The 16,730-nt window shown below is 73.7% G+C and carries 11 protein-coding genes and 1 other RNA gene; 10 read left to right on the top strand and 2 right to left on the bottom strand.

Going from position 1 to position 16,730, the window contains the following annotated elements:
- Positions 1-2,856 (bottom strand): FtsK/SpoIIIE domain-containing protein (locus ACFVHV_RS17450; protein WP_380351901.1); only part of this gene is annotated, 2,856 nt, incomplete at its 3' end.
- A gap of 379 nt (positions 2,857-3,235) precedes the next feature.
- Between ACFVHV_RS17450 and ACFVHV_RS17455 the strand changes: the two genes are divergently transcribed.
- From ACFVHV_RS17455 to prfB, 3 genes are all read left to right on the top strand, one after another.
- Positions 3,236-5,158: a protein kinase gene (locus ACFVHV_RS17455; protein ID WP_380351902.1), complete on the top strand. Its 1,923-nt coding sequence runs from the start codon at positions 3,236-3,238 to the stop codon at positions 5,156-5,158.
- A 225-nt stretch (positions 5,159-5,383) separates the two neighbouring features.
- The gene (locus ACFVHV_RS17460; protein ID WP_359904260.1) at positions 5,384-6,661 is read left to right on the top strand and encodes a serine/threonine-protein kinase; all 1,278 of its coding nucleotides are present in this window, start codon (positions 5,384-5,386) and stop codon (positions 6,659-6,661) included.
- Between the two features lie 69 nt (positions 6,662-6,730).
- On the top strand, positions 6,731-7,843 hold the full coding sequence (gene prfB / locus ACFVHV_RS17465) for a peptide chain release factor 2 (protein ID WP_359904258.1): 1,113 nt from the start codon (positions 6,731-6,733) through the stop codon (positions 7,841-7,843).
- Between the two features lie 67 nt (positions 7,844-7,910).
- Here prfB and ACFVHV_RS17470 read toward each other — a convergent pair whose 3' ends face one another.
- Positions 7,911-8,105: a hypothetical protein gene (locus ACFVHV_RS17470; RefSeq protein WP_359904255.1), complete on the bottom strand. Its 195-nt coding sequence runs from the start codon at positions 8,103-8,105 to the stop codon at positions 7,911-7,913.
- Positions 8,106-8,456: 351 nt separating this feature from the next.
- On the opposite strand from ACFVHV_RS17470, the gene ftsE reads away from it, so the two are divergent.
- From ftsE to ACFVHV_RS17505, 7 genes are all read left to right on the top strand, one after another.
- Positions 8,457-9,146: a cell division ATP-binding protein FtsE gene (gene ftsE, locus ACFVHV_RS17475; protein WP_030059730.1), complete on the top strand. Its 690-nt coding sequence runs from the start codon at positions 8,457-8,459 to the stop codon at positions 9,144-9,146.
- 78 nt (positions 9,147-9,224) lie between these two features.
- The gene (ftsX, locus tag ACFVHV_RS17480; RefSeq protein WP_359904252.1) at positions 9,225-10,136 is read left to right on the top strand and encodes a permease-like cell division protein FtsX; all 912 of its coding nucleotides are present in this window, start codon (positions 9,225-9,227) and stop codon (positions 10,134-10,136) included.
- Between the two features lie 112 nt (positions 10,137-10,248).
- Complete coding sequence (locus ACFVHV_RS17485) at positions 10,249-11,385, top strand: S41 family peptidase (protein ID WP_359904249.1); 1,137 nt, start codon at positions 10,249-10,251, stop codon at positions 11,383-11,385.
- A gap of 44 nt (positions 11,386-11,429) precedes the next feature.
- Positions 11,430-11,906, top strand: a complete 477-nt coding sequence (gene smpB / locus ACFVHV_RS17490; RefSeq protein ID WP_359904247.1) for an SsrA-binding protein SmpB — start codon at positions 11,430-11,432, stop codon at positions 11,904-11,906.
- Between the two features lie 86 nt (positions 11,907-11,992).
- Positions 11,993-12,374, top strand: a transfer-messenger RNA (tmRNA) gene (ssrA, locus tag ACFVHV_RS17495).
- Between the two features lie 152 nt (positions 12,375-12,526).
- A complete protein-coding gene (locus ACFVHV_RS17500; RefSeq protein WP_359904244.1) occupies positions 12,527-14,830 on the top strand; it encodes a UvrD-helicase domain-containing protein in 2,304 nt (767 codons plus the stop codon).
- Positions 14,831-15,209: 379 nt separating this feature from the next.
- Positions 15,210-16,682, top strand: a complete 1,473-nt coding sequence (locus ACFVHV_RS17505; RefSeq protein ID WP_359904241.1) for an NAD-dependent malic enzyme — start codon at positions 15,210-15,212, stop codon at positions 16,680-16,682.
- Positions 16,683-16,730: the final 48 nt, after the last annotated feature.

Raw genomic sequence — 16,730 nt, forward strand, 5'->3', positions numbered from 1 at the left:
GAGCATGCCGAGCAGCGCGTCCAGGGCGGCGGCGCGTTGGAGGGCGCTGGCGAGGAGGGCGAGGTCGGTGGGGCCGTTGCCGAGTTCGCGGACCGGGCGGCGGGCCGGCGGGGCGCCGAGCTGGAGCGGGTCTATGGCGACGACGGTGGGCCGCAGGGTGGCGGTGCGCGGGATGCGGCCGCTGATCCGGGCGGTCTGGAAGGCGGTGACGCCGCCGTCCGGGAGGCGGAGGTAGCCGCGGCCGGGGGTGTCTTCGGGCAGGGCCGCCGCGTCGCCGAGGTGGATCAGCAGGTCGGAGTCGGCCGGGTCGTCGGTGCGCAGGGCGATCCGGAGCAGCGCGGCCTCGTCCACCTCGGTGCCGGCGCTCTCCTCCGGGCGGCCGGTGGCGACGGCGAGGTGCACGCCGAGCGGTCCGCCGCGGCGGGCGACGGCGGCCAGCGCGCGGGTGAGCGGGCGGCCGGCGGCGGAGGTGGGGGAGAGCAGCGCGTCGTAGTCGTCGACGACGACGACCAGCCGGGCGGGCGCGGCGGCGGGTCCGGTCGGGCGGGGGCCCTCCGCGCTGCGCGGCGGGATGATCCGGGGTGTGGTGGCCGCGCCGCCGCCGACGGCGGCGGGTACCGGGACCCTGGGGTGCTCCGCGTGCGCCTCCCGCCCGTCCGGGCCCTGTTCGTCGAGGATCCGTGCGGCGTGCCAGGAGGCGAAGTCCAGCCCGTCGAACAGCCGCTCCCGCAGGGCGAGTTCGTCCTCCAGTGCCTCGGCGGCGAGCAGTGCGGCGCGCGGGTCGGCGGCGGCGTTCACCCGGCCGGTGACGTGCGGCAGGTCGGTGCAGCCGTCGAGGCCGTCCTGGCCGTCCGGGGTGGCCCGGCCCTCGATGATCGTGACGGTCAGCCGCTCGGGCCGTTCGGAGACGGCGAGCGAGGCGACCAGGGTGCGCAGCAGTTCGGTCTTGCCGGAGCCGCGGGCGCCGCCGATCAGCAGGTGCGGGCCGCCCGGGTCGGGGGAGGGGAGGGTGAGTTCGGGGTCGGCCAGGTCGAGGGTGCAGAGCTCGTCGCGGGTGGTGCCGAGCAGGGCGGTGGCGGCGCCGATGCCGCCGGCGTGCGCCTCCCAGCGGGCGGACAGCTTGGCCGGGGTGACGGTGTCGAGCTGGAGCAGGTCGAGCAGCCGCAGGACGTCGGGCAGCGGGCCGCGGGCGGCCGGGACGGCCTCGCGCAGCGGGGCGAGGACGCGGGCCAGCCGTTCGGCCCAGGCGTCCGAGACGGCGTCCAGCGAGACCTCGTGGAGGGCTTCCCGGCCGCGGGCGACCGGGCGGTTCAGCGAGAGCTGGGTGCCGACCTCGCCGGTGATCAGGGCGGTGGCGCCGAGGCCCCGGGGGAGCAGTTCGGGCTGCTCGGCGAGGCAGATCGGGAAGATGCCGACCGCCGGGCCCTGGCGCAGCAGCAGGTCGAGTGCCTGGCGGGCGGCTTCGGTGGCCGGCCGGCCGGCCACCACGACCACGGTCGCGGGGTGGCCGCCGAGGCCGCTGGGGCCGCTGAGCCGGGCGGTGAGCTCGGTCAGCCGGGCGGTGGCCTGTTCGTCGTCGAGGCCGATCAGCAGTCGGCAGTCCTGGCCGTCGACCGGGCGCAGGTGGGGCAGCCACAGGGCCCAGGCCCAGGTGTCGGCGCGCTCCTCGGCGGTGCGGGTCTGGTCGGCGTCGACCACGACCAGGCTCAGCCCGGTCGGCGGGTGCAGCGCGGCGAGCTGGGCGACGACGGCGCGGGTGAGCGCGTCCAGGCGCTCGCGCGGGCCGCTGAGGCCGAGGCTGCCGGCGGTCTGGAGGTCGAGGGTGACCGGGACGGCGGGCAGCGTGGTGCCGGGTGTGGTGCCGGGGCCGCCGGGGCGGTCGGCGGTGCCCAGGCGCAGGGTGAGCGCGTCGGGGTGGCCGGGGCCGCGTTCCCAGAGGCGGGGGCCGGGGCCGACGGCGTTGAGCAGCAGGGTGGCGAGGTCGGGCCAGCGTTCGCGCTGGGCGGCGGTCTGGCGCAGCCGCACCGCGGCGTGGTGGCGTTCGGCGCTCTCCTGGCCGGGCGGTTCGGCGGTGCGGCCGGGCAGCAGGGAGAACAGGCCGCGGCCGCGGCCGGGGGCCGGTTCGGGGGCGGTGGGCGGCTCGACCACGGGCGGCGCGGGCCGGGCCGGGCCGGGGGCGGCGAGCTGGAGGTGGCCGTTGCCGTCCGGCAGGGCGGCGCGGGTGGTGCCGGCGGCCTCGGCCGGGTCGGGGGCGGTCACCTGGAGGGTGGATTCGCCGATCCGCAGCACGGCGCCGGGCTCCAGCGGGACGGCGGCCTCCGGCGGTCCGGGCGGGACGAGGCGGCCGTCCAGCGTGGTGCCGTTGGTGGAGCCGAGGTCGCGCGCGGAGACCCGGCCGTCCTCGGCGAGGTGCAGGGAGAGGTGGAGCCGGGAGACGTCCGGGTCGTCGAGCGGGACGTCGGCCTCGGCGGAGCGGCCGACCCGGATCTCCCGGCCGTGCAGCCGGTGCACGCCGCCGGCGTCGGGGCCGCCGACCACGCGCAGTTCGGCGGCGGCAGGGGCGTCGTCGGGGTCGTCGGCGGTCGGGTCGGGCTCGTTCAGGCTGAGGACGGCGCCGTCGAGCAGCGGGGGGTGGCCGAGCAGGGTGTGCTCGTCGACCCGGTGCGCCCCGGCGTACAGGTGCACGTGGGTGGCGGCCCGTGGCCCGCGCACGCCCACGGCGCCGGCGAGCGCACCCGCGATGGCGCCGAGTGCGGTGCCGACGGGCGCGGTGACCAGCACGTCCACGTAGGGGATGGCGGAGCCGGCGGCGGCCGGGCCGCTGCGCGGTCGGAGGACGGTCAGCCGGATCTGCATCTCGCCCGCGGGTCCCTTCTGCTGATGTGAACCTGGTACCGCTGCCCGGTGCCGTGGGCACCGTTGGGCCACACGAGTGGCGAGTGTCCATCCTGCCATCCGTCGAGGACGGTCCGCGCACGGTACCGGATTTGACGATCTTGCGATCGGCACCGTGACGGGGCGACGGGGAGTCAGGGCCGACCGCCTCCTCGCGGGGTGCCCGGGACCTTCCCTAGGGGATGTCCCCCAACCCTTCCCCAGACCGTACGGATGGCCTACCGGCCACCCCGAAAACCCGAACCGGCACCGTTAGAGTGGCCGCAGACACGGGCCCGGCAGGCTCACCGCACCGGCGGAGGAGCGCCCCGCGCGGGCGGCACGGCGAGGAGTGCGACAGGTGCGGCCAGTCGGCAGCAAATATCTGCTGGAGGAGACCCTCGGACGGGGTGCGACCGGGACCGTCTGGCGCGGCGTGGTGCGCGAGGACGCGCAGGTGCCGGGCTGTGCGCCCGGGCAGCGGGTGGCGATCAAGGTGCTGCGCGAGGAGCTGGCCGCCGACCCCGACGTGGTGATGCGCTTCCTGCGCGAGCGCTCGCTGCTGCTGCGGCTGACCCACCCCAACATCGTCCGGGTCCGGGACCTGGTCGTCGAGGGCGAGCTGCTGGCCCTGGTGATGGACCTGGTGGAGGGCCCCGACCTGGCCCGCTACCTGCGTGCCAACGGCCCGTTCAGCCCGATCGCCGGCGCCCTGCTGATGGCCCAGGTCGCGGACGCGCTGGCGGCCAGCCACGCGGACGGGATCGTCCACCGCGACCTCAAGCCGGCCAACGTGCTGCTCGCCTCCACCGTGGTGGACGGCGCCGAGCGGATGCACCCGCTGCTGACCGACTTCGGCATCGCCCGGCTCGCCGACTCCCCGGGCGTCACCCGCACCCACGAGTTCGTCGGCACGCCCGCCTACGTCGCGCCGGAGTCCGCCGAGGGCCGCCCGCAGACCTCCGCGGTGGACGTGTACGGCGCCGGGATCATGCTGTACGAGCTGGTCACCGGCCGGCAGCCGTTCCAGGGGGACAGCGCGCTCGCCGTGCTCCAGGCCCACCTGGCCCACGAGCCGCAGCGGCCCAGCACGATGCCCGAGCCGCTCTGGACGGTGATCGAGCGCTGCCTGCGCAAGGACCCGGCCCAGCGGCCCGGCGCCACCTCGCTGGCCCACGCGCTGCGGGTGGTCGCGGCCGGCGTCGGGGTGCACGCCTCCCCGCCGGCGGTGGACGAGGCGCTGGCGGTCGGTGCCCTGCTGCTGCCGGACCCGCAGCCGACCGCGGTCCCCACCACGATGGCGCCGATGTCGCCGATGGCGACGATGCCGGGCGCCGTGGCCCCGGGCACCGAGGACCGCACCCAGGTGCTGCCGCCGACCCCGGCCGGGTCGTTCGACCCGGCCGCGGCGACCCGGGTGATGGGCACCCAGCCGTCGCCGGCGCCCCCGCAGGGCGCCGCGGACCGCACCCGGGTGATGCCGCCCGTCGCGGTGCCGCCGCCCCCGCCCGTCGCGCCGCCGCAGGAGGAGGCGCCGCACCCGTGGCAGACCCAGCTGCGCGCGGCGCGGGACCGCAACCAGCAGACCCAGGTCGGCTACTTCGGTCCGGAGGACTACGAGGGCCACTCGGAGCCGCAGGTCGCCCCGCCGCCCTACCAGGCCGGCCAGGGGGGCCACGCCGGCCAGGGGCACCGGCCGGGCCAGGGCGCCCCGGGCGGCCCCGCCGGGCCGCAGCAGCCCGGCGGCTACCGCCAGTCCCCGCCCCCGCCCGGCTACGCCCAGCGTCCGCCGGTGGCCCCGCCGCCCTACCAGGCGGGCCGGGGCGGCCAGGGCGGTCAGGGGGGCCAGCGGGGCCAAGGAGGCCAGGGCGGCCAGGGCGGCCAGGGCGGCCGTCCGCAGCCGCCCGGTGGCTACCGGCAGGCCCCGTCCGGGTACGGGCAGTCGCAGGGCGGCTACCCGCCGCCGCCCGCGCCCGCCCCGGTGGCGCGCCGGGCCGAGCCGCCCGCGCCGCAGTACCGGGAGGCCCCGCCGCAGCGCCGCGAGGAGCCGCCGGCACCGGCCCGCCGCGAGCCCGCGCCGGCCCGTGAGCCGCGTCCGCGCAGCCGCAACCGGATGTACATTCCGGGGCTCGGCTGCCTCAAGGGCTGTCTGATGGTGCTGCTGGTGCTCGCCGTGGCGGGGCTGGCGCTGTGGAACTTCACGCCGCTGCCGCAGTACTGGGACAACGTCGTGGGCTGGTTCGACTCGGCGCGCGACTGGGTGAACGGCCTCGTCGGCAGCTAGCGCCGCCGCGGGCCGGGGCCGGAGCCGATCCGGGCCCCGGCCCGCCCCGGGCGGCAATTTTGACGCTATGTCGACAATTCGCGAGATTTCTCGGCCGGGACTCCCGCTCCGGGCCCCTCGGGCGGCCCGCGCAGGGCCTCCGGGCGCGTAGGTTGGTCGCTGTTGTCCCGCCCCACCGAGCGCGCCGGACCCCCGGAGCGCTCCCGCGCCGCCCACGGAGCAGCATTGGCACGCAAGATCGGCAGCCGGTACACCGTCCACCAGGTGATCGGCCGGGGTTCGGCCGGCACGGTCTGGCTCGGTGAGGGGCCCGACGGCCCGGTGGCGGTCAAGCTGCTGCGCGAGGACCTCGCCGCCGACCAGGTGCTGGTCGGCCGCTTCGTCCAGGAGCGCACCGCGCTGACCAGCCTCGACCACCCCCGGGTGGTCGGCGTGCGCGACATGGTGGTGGACGGCAGCGACCTCGCCCTGGTGATGGAGCTGGTCCAGGGCACCGACCTGCGCTCCCGGCTGGAGCGGGACGGCGCGCTGCCGCCGCAGACCGCCGCCTCGATCATCGCCGACGTCGCCGACGGCCTGGCCGCCGCGCACGCGGCCGGCATCGTCCACCGCGACGTCAAGCCCGAGAACGTCCTGCTCGACCTCGCCGCCGCCCCCGGCCCGGGCGGCGCCCCGCGCGCCAAGCTCACCGACTTCGGCGTGGCCCGCCTGGTCGACGCCCCCCGCCGGACCCGGGCCACCCGGATCATCGGCACCCCCGACTACCTCGCCCCCGAGATCATCGAGGGCCTGGAGCCGCGCGCCGCCGTCGACATCTACGCCCTCGCCACCGTGCTGTACGAGCTGCTGGCCGGCTTCACCCCCTTCGGCGGCGGCCACACCGGCGCGGTGCTGCGCCGGCACGTCACCGAGCAGGTGCCGCCGATCCCCGGCCTGCCGGACGGGCTGTGGCGGATCATCTCCGAGTGCCTGGCCAAGGCCCCCGCCTCCCGGCTGCGCGCCGCCGAGCTGGCCTCCCGGCTGCGCGAGCAGCTGCCCTCGCTGGCCGGCCTGCCGGTGCTCGCCGTGCCCGGCCAGGGCCGGGCCCCGGTCGAGGAGCAGCTGACCCCCGGCGAGGCCGTCTACGCCGAGATCGACGCCGGCCCCGGCATCCACAAGCGCCGCCGCGGTCCGGCCGTCCCGCTGGTGCCGGGCGCCGCCCCGGACTCCACCCGGGACACCCACACCAGCCTGCGCCGCCCGTCCGCCGACGAGCTGGCCGCCTACGCGCTGGAGTCCCGCGCCCAGCGCGCCGCCCCGGGCCACCGCCGGGACCGCCAGGCCCTGCTGCGCCGCCGCCGGATGCTGGCCGTCCTGATCGCCACCGTCCTGCTGCTGGCGGGCGCCGCCGCGGCCTGGACGGCGTTCGCGGCCACCGTCCCGGACGGCGGCCACCCGGCCCGTCCGGCGGTGTCGGGCACCGGCCCGCGGGCCCCGCAGCCGGAGCCGCCGGCGCGGCCGTGACGGCGGCCGTGACCCCCGGGGAGCCGGGGGTGTCGTCATGACCACTCCCGGAACCATTACCCTGGGGGCGTGGCAGCCGTCGATCCTTCCGAAGAGCTCAAGAACCTCGATACGACCATGGGGTCGATCGAGGCCGTCCTCGACCTGGACAAGATCCGGGCCGACATCGCGGTCCTGGAGGAGGAGGCAGCCGCCCCCACCCTGTGGGACGACGTCGCGAACGCGCAGAAGGTGACCAGCCGGCTCTCCTTCCTCCAGGGCGAACTGCGCCGGGTCGAGGGCCTGCGCAGCCGCATCGACGATCTGGGCGTGCTGTTCGAGCTCGCCGAGGCCGAGGACGACGCGGACACCCGCGCCGAGGCCGAGACCGAGCTCGTCTCCCTCCAGAAGGCCGTCGAGGAGCTGGAGGTCCGCACCCTCCTGTCCGGCGAGTACGACGCCCGCGAGGCGCTGATCAACATCCGTGCCGAGGCCGGTGGCGTGGACGCCGCCGACTTCGCCGAGCAGCTCATGCGCATGTACCTGCGCTGGGCCGAGCGGCACGGGTACCCCACCGAGGTGTACGACACCTCGTACGCCGAAGAGGCCGGCATCAAGTCCGCGACCTTCACCGTGAAGGCGCCGTACGCCTACGGCACCCTCTCGGTCGAGCAGGGCACCCACCGCCTGGTGCGGATCTCGCCGTTCGACAACCAGGGCCGCCGGCAGACCTCCTTCGCCGGCGTCGAGGTCCTCCCGGTCGTCGAGCAGTCCGACCACGTCGACATCGACGAGGGCGAGCTGCGGGTGGACGTCTACCGTGCCTCCGGCCCCGGTGGCCAGGGCGTCAACACCACCGACTCGGCGGTGCGCATCACGCACATCCCGACCGGCATCGTGGTCTCCTGCCAGAACGAGCGCTCGCAGATCCAGAACAAGGCGTCCGCGATGAACGTCCTCCAGGCCAAGCTGCTGGAGCGGCGCCGCCAGGAGGAGAAGGCGGCGATGGACGCGCTCAAGGACAGCGGCAGCTCCTGGGGCAACCAGATGCGCTCCTACGTGCTGCACCCGTACCAGATGGTGAAGGACGTCCGCACCGCGTACGAGGCCGGCAACCCGCAGGCCGTGCTGGACGGCGACATCGACGGCTTCATCGAGGCCGGGATCCGCTGGCGCAAGCAGCGCGAGACCAGCGCCGAGTAACGGCCGACATCGACGAAGGGCCCCGACCGCAGCGGTCGGGGCCCTTCGTCGTACGCGTCGTGGGTCGTCAGGCCAGTGCCTGCCGGGCGATCAGCGCCACCGCGAGCAGTCCGGCCAGCAGGGCCAGCAGCATCGCGGGGGAGAGCGCGGCGAACGGGCTCTGCTGCTCCTGAAGCCGGGCCCGGTTGGCCCGGCACACCGGGCAACGCCCGTCGCTGACGCGGCCGTTGCAGTTGGCGCACACCAGATGGTCGCAGGTCATGCGATCTCCTCCTCGCTGCTACAGCCAACGCACCGGACGGGGCTTTGGTTCCATGCACTGCCCTGTACGGGGGAGCGGCCGTGACACGGTCGCCCACCTCCACTCTGCCAGGTTCCGGCAGTTCCGGCTTCCGGGCTGTGAGATGCCTCGCAATATTCGGGGCATAAGCGGACATTCTCCCGCAGAGTCCGGCCGTTGTCACGGGCGGCCCCTGCGGGCCGGTCGCCGATTCGCGTATGGTCCCAGACCGGGAGCAGCCCACCGCGCTCCTTTCGCCCGCCCATGGACCGGGCCTCCGGGGCGGATCGACCGAGGACTGGCGCCGCCTAGGATGGCCTCCGTGATGCAGCCGTGATCAGATTCGACAACGTCTCCAAGACCTATCCCAAGCAGAACCGTCCCGCCCTGGACAACGTCTCGCTGGAGATCGAGAAGGGTGAGTTCGTCTTCCTGGTCGGCTCGTCCGGCTCGGGAAAGTCCACCTTCCTGCGCCTGTGCCTGCGCGAGGAGCGTCCCAGCACGGGCGCGGTGCACGTACTGGGCAAGGACCTCGGCAAGCTGTCCAACTGGAAGGTGCCGCACATGCGCCGCCAGCTGGGCACCGTCTTCCAGGACTTCCGCCTGCTGCCGAACAAGACGGTCGCGCAGAACGTCGCCTTCGCCCTGGAGGTGATCGGCAAGCCCAAGAGCGCCATCAACAAGGTGGTGCCCGAGGTGCTGGAGCTGGTCGGCCTCGGCGGCAAGGAGGACCGCATGCCGGGCGAGCTGTCCGGTGGTGAGCAGCAGCGCGTGGCCATCGCCCGCGCCTTCGTGAACCGTCCGATGCTGCTCATCGCCGATGAGCCCACCGGCAACCTCGACCCGCAGAACTCGGTCGGCATCATGAAGCTGCTCGACCGCATCAACCGCACCGGCACCACGGTGCTGATGGCCACCCACGACCAGGCCATCGTCGACCAGATGCGCAAGCGCGTCATCGAACTCGACAAGGGGCTGCTCGTCCGCGACCAGGCCCGCGGCGTCTACGGATACCAGCACTGACCGACCAGCGCTGACCCGTGGGGCCGCCGGCCCGACCCGCCAGACCAGAGCAGTACCGACCCTGGAGTTGTATCCCGCATGCGTGCCCAGTTCGTCCTGTCGGAGATCGGTGTGGGTCTCCGACGCAACCTGACCATGACCATCGCGGTCGTGGTCAGCGTCGCGCTCTCCCTCGCCCTCGCCGGTTCCTCGCTCCTGGTCCGCGACCAGGTGAACTCCATGAAGGGGTACTGGTACGACAAGGTCGAGGTGAGCATCTACTTCTGCACGAAGGCGGACGCCCGCAACTCGCCCCAGTGCGACAAGGGCGCGGCCACCGACCAGCAGGTCCAGGACATCAAGGACCAGCTGGACAAGATGACCTCGGTGGTCCAGTCGTCCACCTACGAGAGCTCGCCCGAGGCGTACAAGCACTGGAAGGAGATGAACCCGGACAACCCGCTCATCTCCGTCCTGGGTCCGGACGCCATGCCGCAGTCCTGGCGGGTCAAGCTCAACGACCCGACCAAGTACGACGTGATCCAGAGCGCCTTCGCCGGCAAGCCCGGCGTCAAGTCGGTCGAGGACCAGCGGAAGATCCTGGAGAACCTGTTCGGCCTGCTCAACGGCCTCCAGACGGCGGCCTTCGTGATCATGGTGCTGATGCTGTTCGTCGCCCTGCTGCTGATCGTCAACACCGTCCGGGTGTCGGCGTACAGCCGGCGGCGCGAAACCGGGATCATGCGCCTGGTCGGTGCCTCGAACTTCTACGTCCAGATGCCCTTCATCGCCGAGGCGGCCTTCTCGGCGCTGCTGGGCGCGGCGATGGCCTCCGGACTGCTGATCGGCGGGCACTTCTTCGTCCAGAACTGGCTGGCCGACCGGGTGCAGTTCATCCACTTCATCGGGCTCGGCTCGGTGCTCGCGGTGATACCGCTGCTGATCGTGGTGGGTATGGGCATGGCCGGCGTCGCGGCCTTCTTCACCCTGCGCAAGTACCTCAAGGTCTGATTCCCGCAGGCCCGACGGCCCCGTACGGCACTGCGCCGTACGGGGCCGTCGGCGTTCCGCGGTCCACCGTTGCGGTTCGTCCCGCGCGCGGCGGTGTCTACACTCCGGTGCCATGCTGCAAACTCCGCGCAGGGCCCGCCAGGTGACCGTGCTCAGCCTGGTGTTCGGCGCCGTGCTGCTGGCCGGCGCGGCCACCGGCGCCTGGGGCGACCCGGGCGACCCGCCGCACCGGTCCTCCGCCGACACCGCCCGGGCCGCCGGCGGGCTCCCGGCGGACCCGGCCGGTGCCACCCTGTCGGAGCAGCAGGCCGAGCACCTGCTGGCGGCCGGCGGCGACCGCTGGGGCGCGTACTACAGCGCCCAGGAGTACGCGGAGTTCAGCCAGGGGCTGGACGGCCGCTACCCGGGCGTCGGCCTCTCGGTCGGCCGCGGCCAGGACGGCGTCACCGAGGTCTCCCAGGTCGCCCCCGGCGGCCCGGCCGCCGCGGCCGGGATCGCCCCCGGCGACCGGCTCGTGCGGATCGGTCAGGACCAGGCCGACCACCTGCCGGTCACCGAGGTGGTCGCGCGGCTGCGCGGCCGGGGCGAGGAGCGCCGGGCCGGCTCCGAGGTCACCCTGGCGGTCCGGCGCGGCGGGGCGGAGGAGCGCGAACTGCGGCTGCGGCGCGTGCTCCTGGACAGTCGGCAGGTCACCGCGGAGCAGCTGGGCAAGGGCGTGCTGCGGGTGACCGTGCGCGCCTTCACCAGCGGCGTGGCCGACCAGGTGCGCGCCGCGCTGCGCGCCCCGCACACCGGCGTGGTGCTCGATCTGCGCGGCAACTCCGGCGGGTTGGTCGACGAGGCGGCCGGCACCGCCGGGATCTTCCTGGACGGCGGAACGGTCGGCTCGTACCAGGAGCGCGGCGAGACCAGGGAGTTGACCGCCCCGCCCGGCGGCGACCAGCGCACCCCGCTGGTGCTGCTGGTGGACGGCGGCACGATGAGCGCCGCCGAACTGCTCGCCGGGGCCCTCCAGGACCGCAGCCGCGCCGTGGTGGTGGGCTCGCGGACCTTCGGCAAGGGCACCGTCCAGCAGCCCAGCCGGCTCGCCGACGGCGCCGTGCTGGAGCTGACCGTCGGCCGCTACTACACCCCGGCCGGACGCTCCCCGGACGGTACCGGCCTGACGCCCGACGTCCCGGCCGGTTCGGGCGAGGAGGCCGACGAGCTCGCCCTGCGGGTCCTCGCGGGGCTCGGCACCCGTGCCTAAAGCAGCTGCCCCATCCGGCCCCGAAGTGCGAGAATGACCGGGTTATGGCAAAGGAAACCGGACAGAAGCTGATCGCGCAGAACAAGAAGGCGCGACACGAGTACACGATCCTCGACACCTACGAGTGCGGCCTGGTGCTCACCGGCACCGAGGTCAAGTCGCTGCGCGAGGGGCGGGCCAACCTGGTCGACGGCTACGCGTACATCCAGAACCACGAGGCGTGGATCGACAACGTCTTCATCCCCGAGTACACCCAGGGGACGTGGACCAACCACGCGGCCCGGCGCAAGCGCAAGCTGCTGCTGCACAGGATGGAGATCCAGAAGATCGAGACCAAGGTCCGCGACGCGGGCCACACCCTGGTCCCGCTCTCGCTGTACTTCAAGGACGGCCGGGTGAAGCTCGAACTGGCCCTCGCGGTCGGCAAGAAGCTCTACGACAAGCGGCAGACCCTGCGCGAGAAGCAGGACACCCGCGAGACGGCCCGCGCCGTGGCGGCGGCCCGGCGGCGCCAGAGTTAATCGGCTGGACCCCCGCTGGTCGCCTCGCGTAGTATGGCGCCAGCAACAAGGACGGTCACCGTCCGAGCTGTTTCTCAACAAAACATGGGGATGATCGGTTTCGACAGGGGATGTTGAAACAGGGGAAGCGAGCCGAGGAACGCGGCAATGATCTCGTTAACCACGTGTCGCAAAAAAATAATCGCCAACTCTAAGCGCGATTCCCAGCAGTTCGCTCTCGCTGCCTAATAAGCACCGATAGCGCTTGGGTGTCAGACCGGGGAGTTCCCGACCCGGACCCTGGCATAATCTAGGGAACTCAACCGTCCGCCCGGGCTGCGAGGGTGGATGGGAAATCAAACAGCAGCTGGGCCTGTTGGCGGCTTGTCCGTGTGACCGCCAGGGCCGAGAAAAGCACAGCGGACTGCGCTCGGAGAAGCCCTGAATTAACTCCACTGGACCCGGGTTCGATTCCCGGCATCTCCACCACCCCATGTTGACTCGAAGGGCCGCCCTCCGCTCCGCGGAGGGCGGCCCTTCGATTTTTGTACGTTCCGGAGCAGCGCGGCCCGGGGGTCGCGGCGTAGGATCATCCGTCCGCTCGTTTTCCGGAGCGGGATTCCGCCGCAACCACCGAGGCCATGCAGAGCAACACGCCCACCACCCCCGCCACCGACCACGAGACCGTCCGCGCGCGCGAGATCGCCGGTGAGCAGCAGCACCTCGACACCGTCTACCACCGGTTGGAGGAGAAGCTCGCCGAGGCCGAGTACATCCTGGAGGACGCCGCCAAGCGGGTCCAGGTCGGCACCCCCGGCGCGCTCGCCGAACGCGACGCCCAGGTCTACCGGGCCGGCGCCCACCTCCACCGACTGAACAGCGAGTTCGAGGACTTCCTGTTCGGCCGGATCGACCTCCAGCGGGCGGACGCCCCGGAGGAGCACGGGATCCCGTCGGACACCCCGCTCGACCCGGCCGACCCGGCCGTCGCCGAGACCCTCCACATCGGCCGACTGGGCGTGCTGGACGCCGAGTACGGACCGCTGGTCATCGACTGGCGCGCGCCCGCCGCCGCCCCCTTCTACCGCGCCACCCCGGTCGAACCGGGCCGGGTGATCCGTCGCCGGGTGATCCGCTCCAAGGGCCGCAAGGTGATCGGCGTCGAGGACGACCTGCTGCGTCCGGACCTCGCCCCGACCCTGGACGGCGAGGAGCTGGCCGTGGTCGGCGACGGTGCGCTGATGGCCTCGCTGGGCCGCGCCCGCAGCCACTCGATGCGCGACATCGTCTCCTCCATCCAGAAGGAGCAGGACGAGGTGATCCGCGCCGCCGCCGCGGGCGCCACCCTGGTCACCGGCGGCCCCGGCACCGGCAAGACCGCCGTGGCCCTGCACCGCGCCGCCTACCTGCTCTACCAGGACCGCCGCCGCTACGCCGGGGGCATCCTGGTGGTCTCGCCGACCCCGCTGCTGGTGTCCTACACCGAGGGCGTGCTGCCCGCGCTGGGCGAGGAGGGCCAGGTCGCCATCCGGGCGGTCGGCTCGCTGGTGGACGGCATCGAGGCCGGCACCTACGACACTCCCGAGGCGGCCCGGGTCAAGGGCTCGGGCCGGATGGTGCAGCTGCTGCGCCGGGCCGCCCGCGCGGCGCTGGAGCTGGGCGCGCCGCAGGAGCTGAAGGTCGTCGCCCGCGGCGAGGTGCTGAAGCTGGACGCCTCCCGGCTGAAGGCCGTGCGCGGCAACGTGGTGGGCTCCGGCGGCACCCCGCTGAACCTGCTGCGCCCGCGGGCCCGCCGGCTGCTGCTGGACGCCCTGTGGCAGCAGGCCACCAGGGACCTGCCGAAGCCCGCCGACCACTACGCCCGCGAGCAGCGCCAGGAGGAGAAGGAGTCCTTCGACGAGTACGTCTCGGACGAGGCGTCGTTCCTGGACTTCCTGGACGCCTGGTGGCCGGCGCTGAGCCCGCGCCGGGTGCTCGGCACGCTGCGGCAGCACCGGCACACCAACCGGATCGCCCGCCGCGCCGTCACCCCGGACGAGGCCAGGCTGCTGGCCGCCTCCTGGCGCCACCTGTCCGCGGAGGGCGCGGGCGCGCTGTCCGCGCACGACGTCGCGCTGATCGACGAGCTCCAGGTGCTGCTGGGCGAGCCGGCCCGCCCGAAGGTCCGCGAGGTGGACGCGGTGGACCTGCTGAGCGGCCTGGAGGAGGTCACCACCTTCGCCGACCGCTCCACCCGCCAGCGCGACCGCCAGCCGGTCGAGCGCAGGGAGTACGCGCACATCATCGTGGACGAGGCGCAGGACCTCACCCCGATGCAGTGGCGGATGATCGGCCGCCGGGCCCGGATGGCCACCTGGACGATCGTCGGCGACCCGGCGCAGTCCTCCTGGCCGTTCCCGCAGGAGGCCCAGGCCGCACTGGACGACGTGCTCTCCGGCAAGCCGCGCCGCCGCTTCACGCTGACCGTGAACTACCGCAACCCGGCCGAGATCGCCGAGGTCGCGGCGAAGGTGCTGGCGCTGGCCGCGCCGGGCACCCCGTCACCGAGCGCGGTGCGCCGCGTCGGCGTGGAGCCGCGCTTCGCGGCCACCACCGACCCCTCGCCGGAGGCCTTCGGCGAGGCCGCCCGGGCCGAGCTGGAGCGGCTGCTGACCGAGGTGGACGGCACCGTGGCGATCGTGGTGCCGATGGACCGCCGGGACGAGGCGGCCGGCTGGGCCGAGGGCCTGGGCGGGCGCGTGGTGGCGCTGGGCAGCCTGGAGGCCAAGGGCCTGGAGTACGACGCGACCGTGGTGGCCGACCCGACCGGCATCGCCGGCGAGTCGGAGGCCGGGCTGCGGGTGCTGTACGTGGCGCTGACCCGCGCGACCCAGCGGCTGACCGTGCTCTCCGGTCCGGACGACCTGCCGGACGCGGACGGCGTGCCCGCGCTGTTGCACGGCTGACGGCCCGTCGGGTCCCGACGGCACTCGTCGGGACCCGACGGAAGAAGGCCCCTCACCGGACGGTGAGGGGCCTTCAGACGTTTACGACACCGACCCGCCATGCTCGCCTCGCGGCAAGTGGTCCCTCGAAGGGACGAAGGTTGGGCCCGGGGGCTTGGATCGAGCCGGTGTCCCGTCCAATGTAACGCATCGGCCGGGAGAGGCAAGGAGTGAGCGGCGGGGACCGGCGGCCATTGGGCGGGATTGTCGGGTCCGCACACTCAATGAACGTTATTTCTGGCTACCCCTTGGAAGGTGCGACGATCGAGGTCTAGCATGCGCGGGCGATGCCTTCAACAAAATGTTGAGCCTGCGGGACAGACGGAAGAAGGAAGCGTCGATGGCGACGGTGCCCAGTGTCTCCAACTCGATCACGGTACGGCTGGAGGTCCCGGCCCGGGGCAACGCCGTCAGTGCGATCACCACGGCCGTGGAGTCCTCCGGCGGGTCGGTGACCGGTCTCGACGTCACCGCCTCCGGCCTGGAGGCGCTGCGGATCGACGTCACGGTGGCGGCTTCCTCGGTCGCGCACGGCGAGGAGATCGTCGAGAAGCTGCGCGCGATCGACGGCGTGTCGATCGGCAAGGTCTCGGACCGCACTTTCCTGATGCACCTCGGCGGCAAGATCGAGATGTCCTCGAAGCTGCCGATCCGCAACCGTGACGACCTCAGCATGATCTACACCCCCGGCGTCGCCCGGGTCTGCATGGCGATCGCGGAGAACCCCGAGGACGCGCGCCGCCTGACCATCAAGCGCAACAGCGTCGCCGTGGTCACCGACGGCTCGGCGGTGCTGGGCCTGGGCAACATCGGCCCCGAGGCCGCGCTGCCGGTCATGGAGGGCAAGGCGGCCCTGTTCAAGCGCTTCGCCGGGATCGACGCCTGGCCGATCTGCCTGGACACCCAGGACACCGACGAGATCGTCGCCATCGTCAGGGCGATCGCCCCGGGCTTCGCCGGGATCAACCTGGAGGACATCTCCGCGCCGCGCTGCTTCGAGATCGAGGCCCGGCTGCGCGAGGCCCTGGACATCCCGGTCTTCCACGACGACCAGCACGGCACCGCGATCGTGGTGCTGGCCGCCCTCACCAACGCGCTGAAGGTGGTCGGCAAGCGGATCGCCGACATCCGGGTGGTGATGTCGGGCGCCGGCGCCGCCGGCACCGCGATCCTCAAGCTGCTGATGGCGGCCGGCGTCGAGCACGCCACCGTGGCGGACGTGCACGGTGTGGTCCACCTGGGCCGCGGGGACCTCAACGAGAACCTGCGCTGGATCGCCGAGCACACCAACCGCTCGGGCCGCACCGGCAGCCTCAAGGAGGCCGTGGCGGGCGCCGACGTCTTCATCGGCGTCTCGGCCCCGAACGTCCTGGACGGCGACGACCTGGCCACCATGGCGGAGGACTCGATCGTCTTCGCGCTGGCCAACCCGGACCCGGAGGTCGACCCGGCCATCGCCCGGCAGACCGCCGCCGTGGTCGCCACCGGCCGCAGCGACTTCCCGAACCAGATCAACAACGTGCTGGTCTTCCCGGGCGTCTTCCGCGGCCTGCTGGACGCCCAGAGCCGCACCGTCAACACCGAGATGATGATCGCCGCCGCCCGGGCGCTGGCCACCACCGTGGCGGACGACGAGCTGAACGCGAACTACATCATCCCGAGCGTGTTCCACAAGGACGTCGCCAAGACCGTCGCCTCCGCGGTGCGCGAGGCGGCCCTGGCGGGGGCCCAGGAGGACCCCGCGCCGGCCCGTCCGACCCCCGGCATCGTCGGCACCCTGGACACCGCCGCGTTCCCCGTCGTCAAGCTCTGACGACCGGGTCGGGCGACGTGTCACAGATCGCTCAAATGTACGAATGAG

Source organism: Kitasatospora sp. NPDC127116, assembly GCF_042677365.1.
GTDB lineage: Bacteria > Actinomycetota > Actinomycetes > Streptomycetales > Streptomycetaceae > Kitasatospora > Kitasatospora lactacystinica.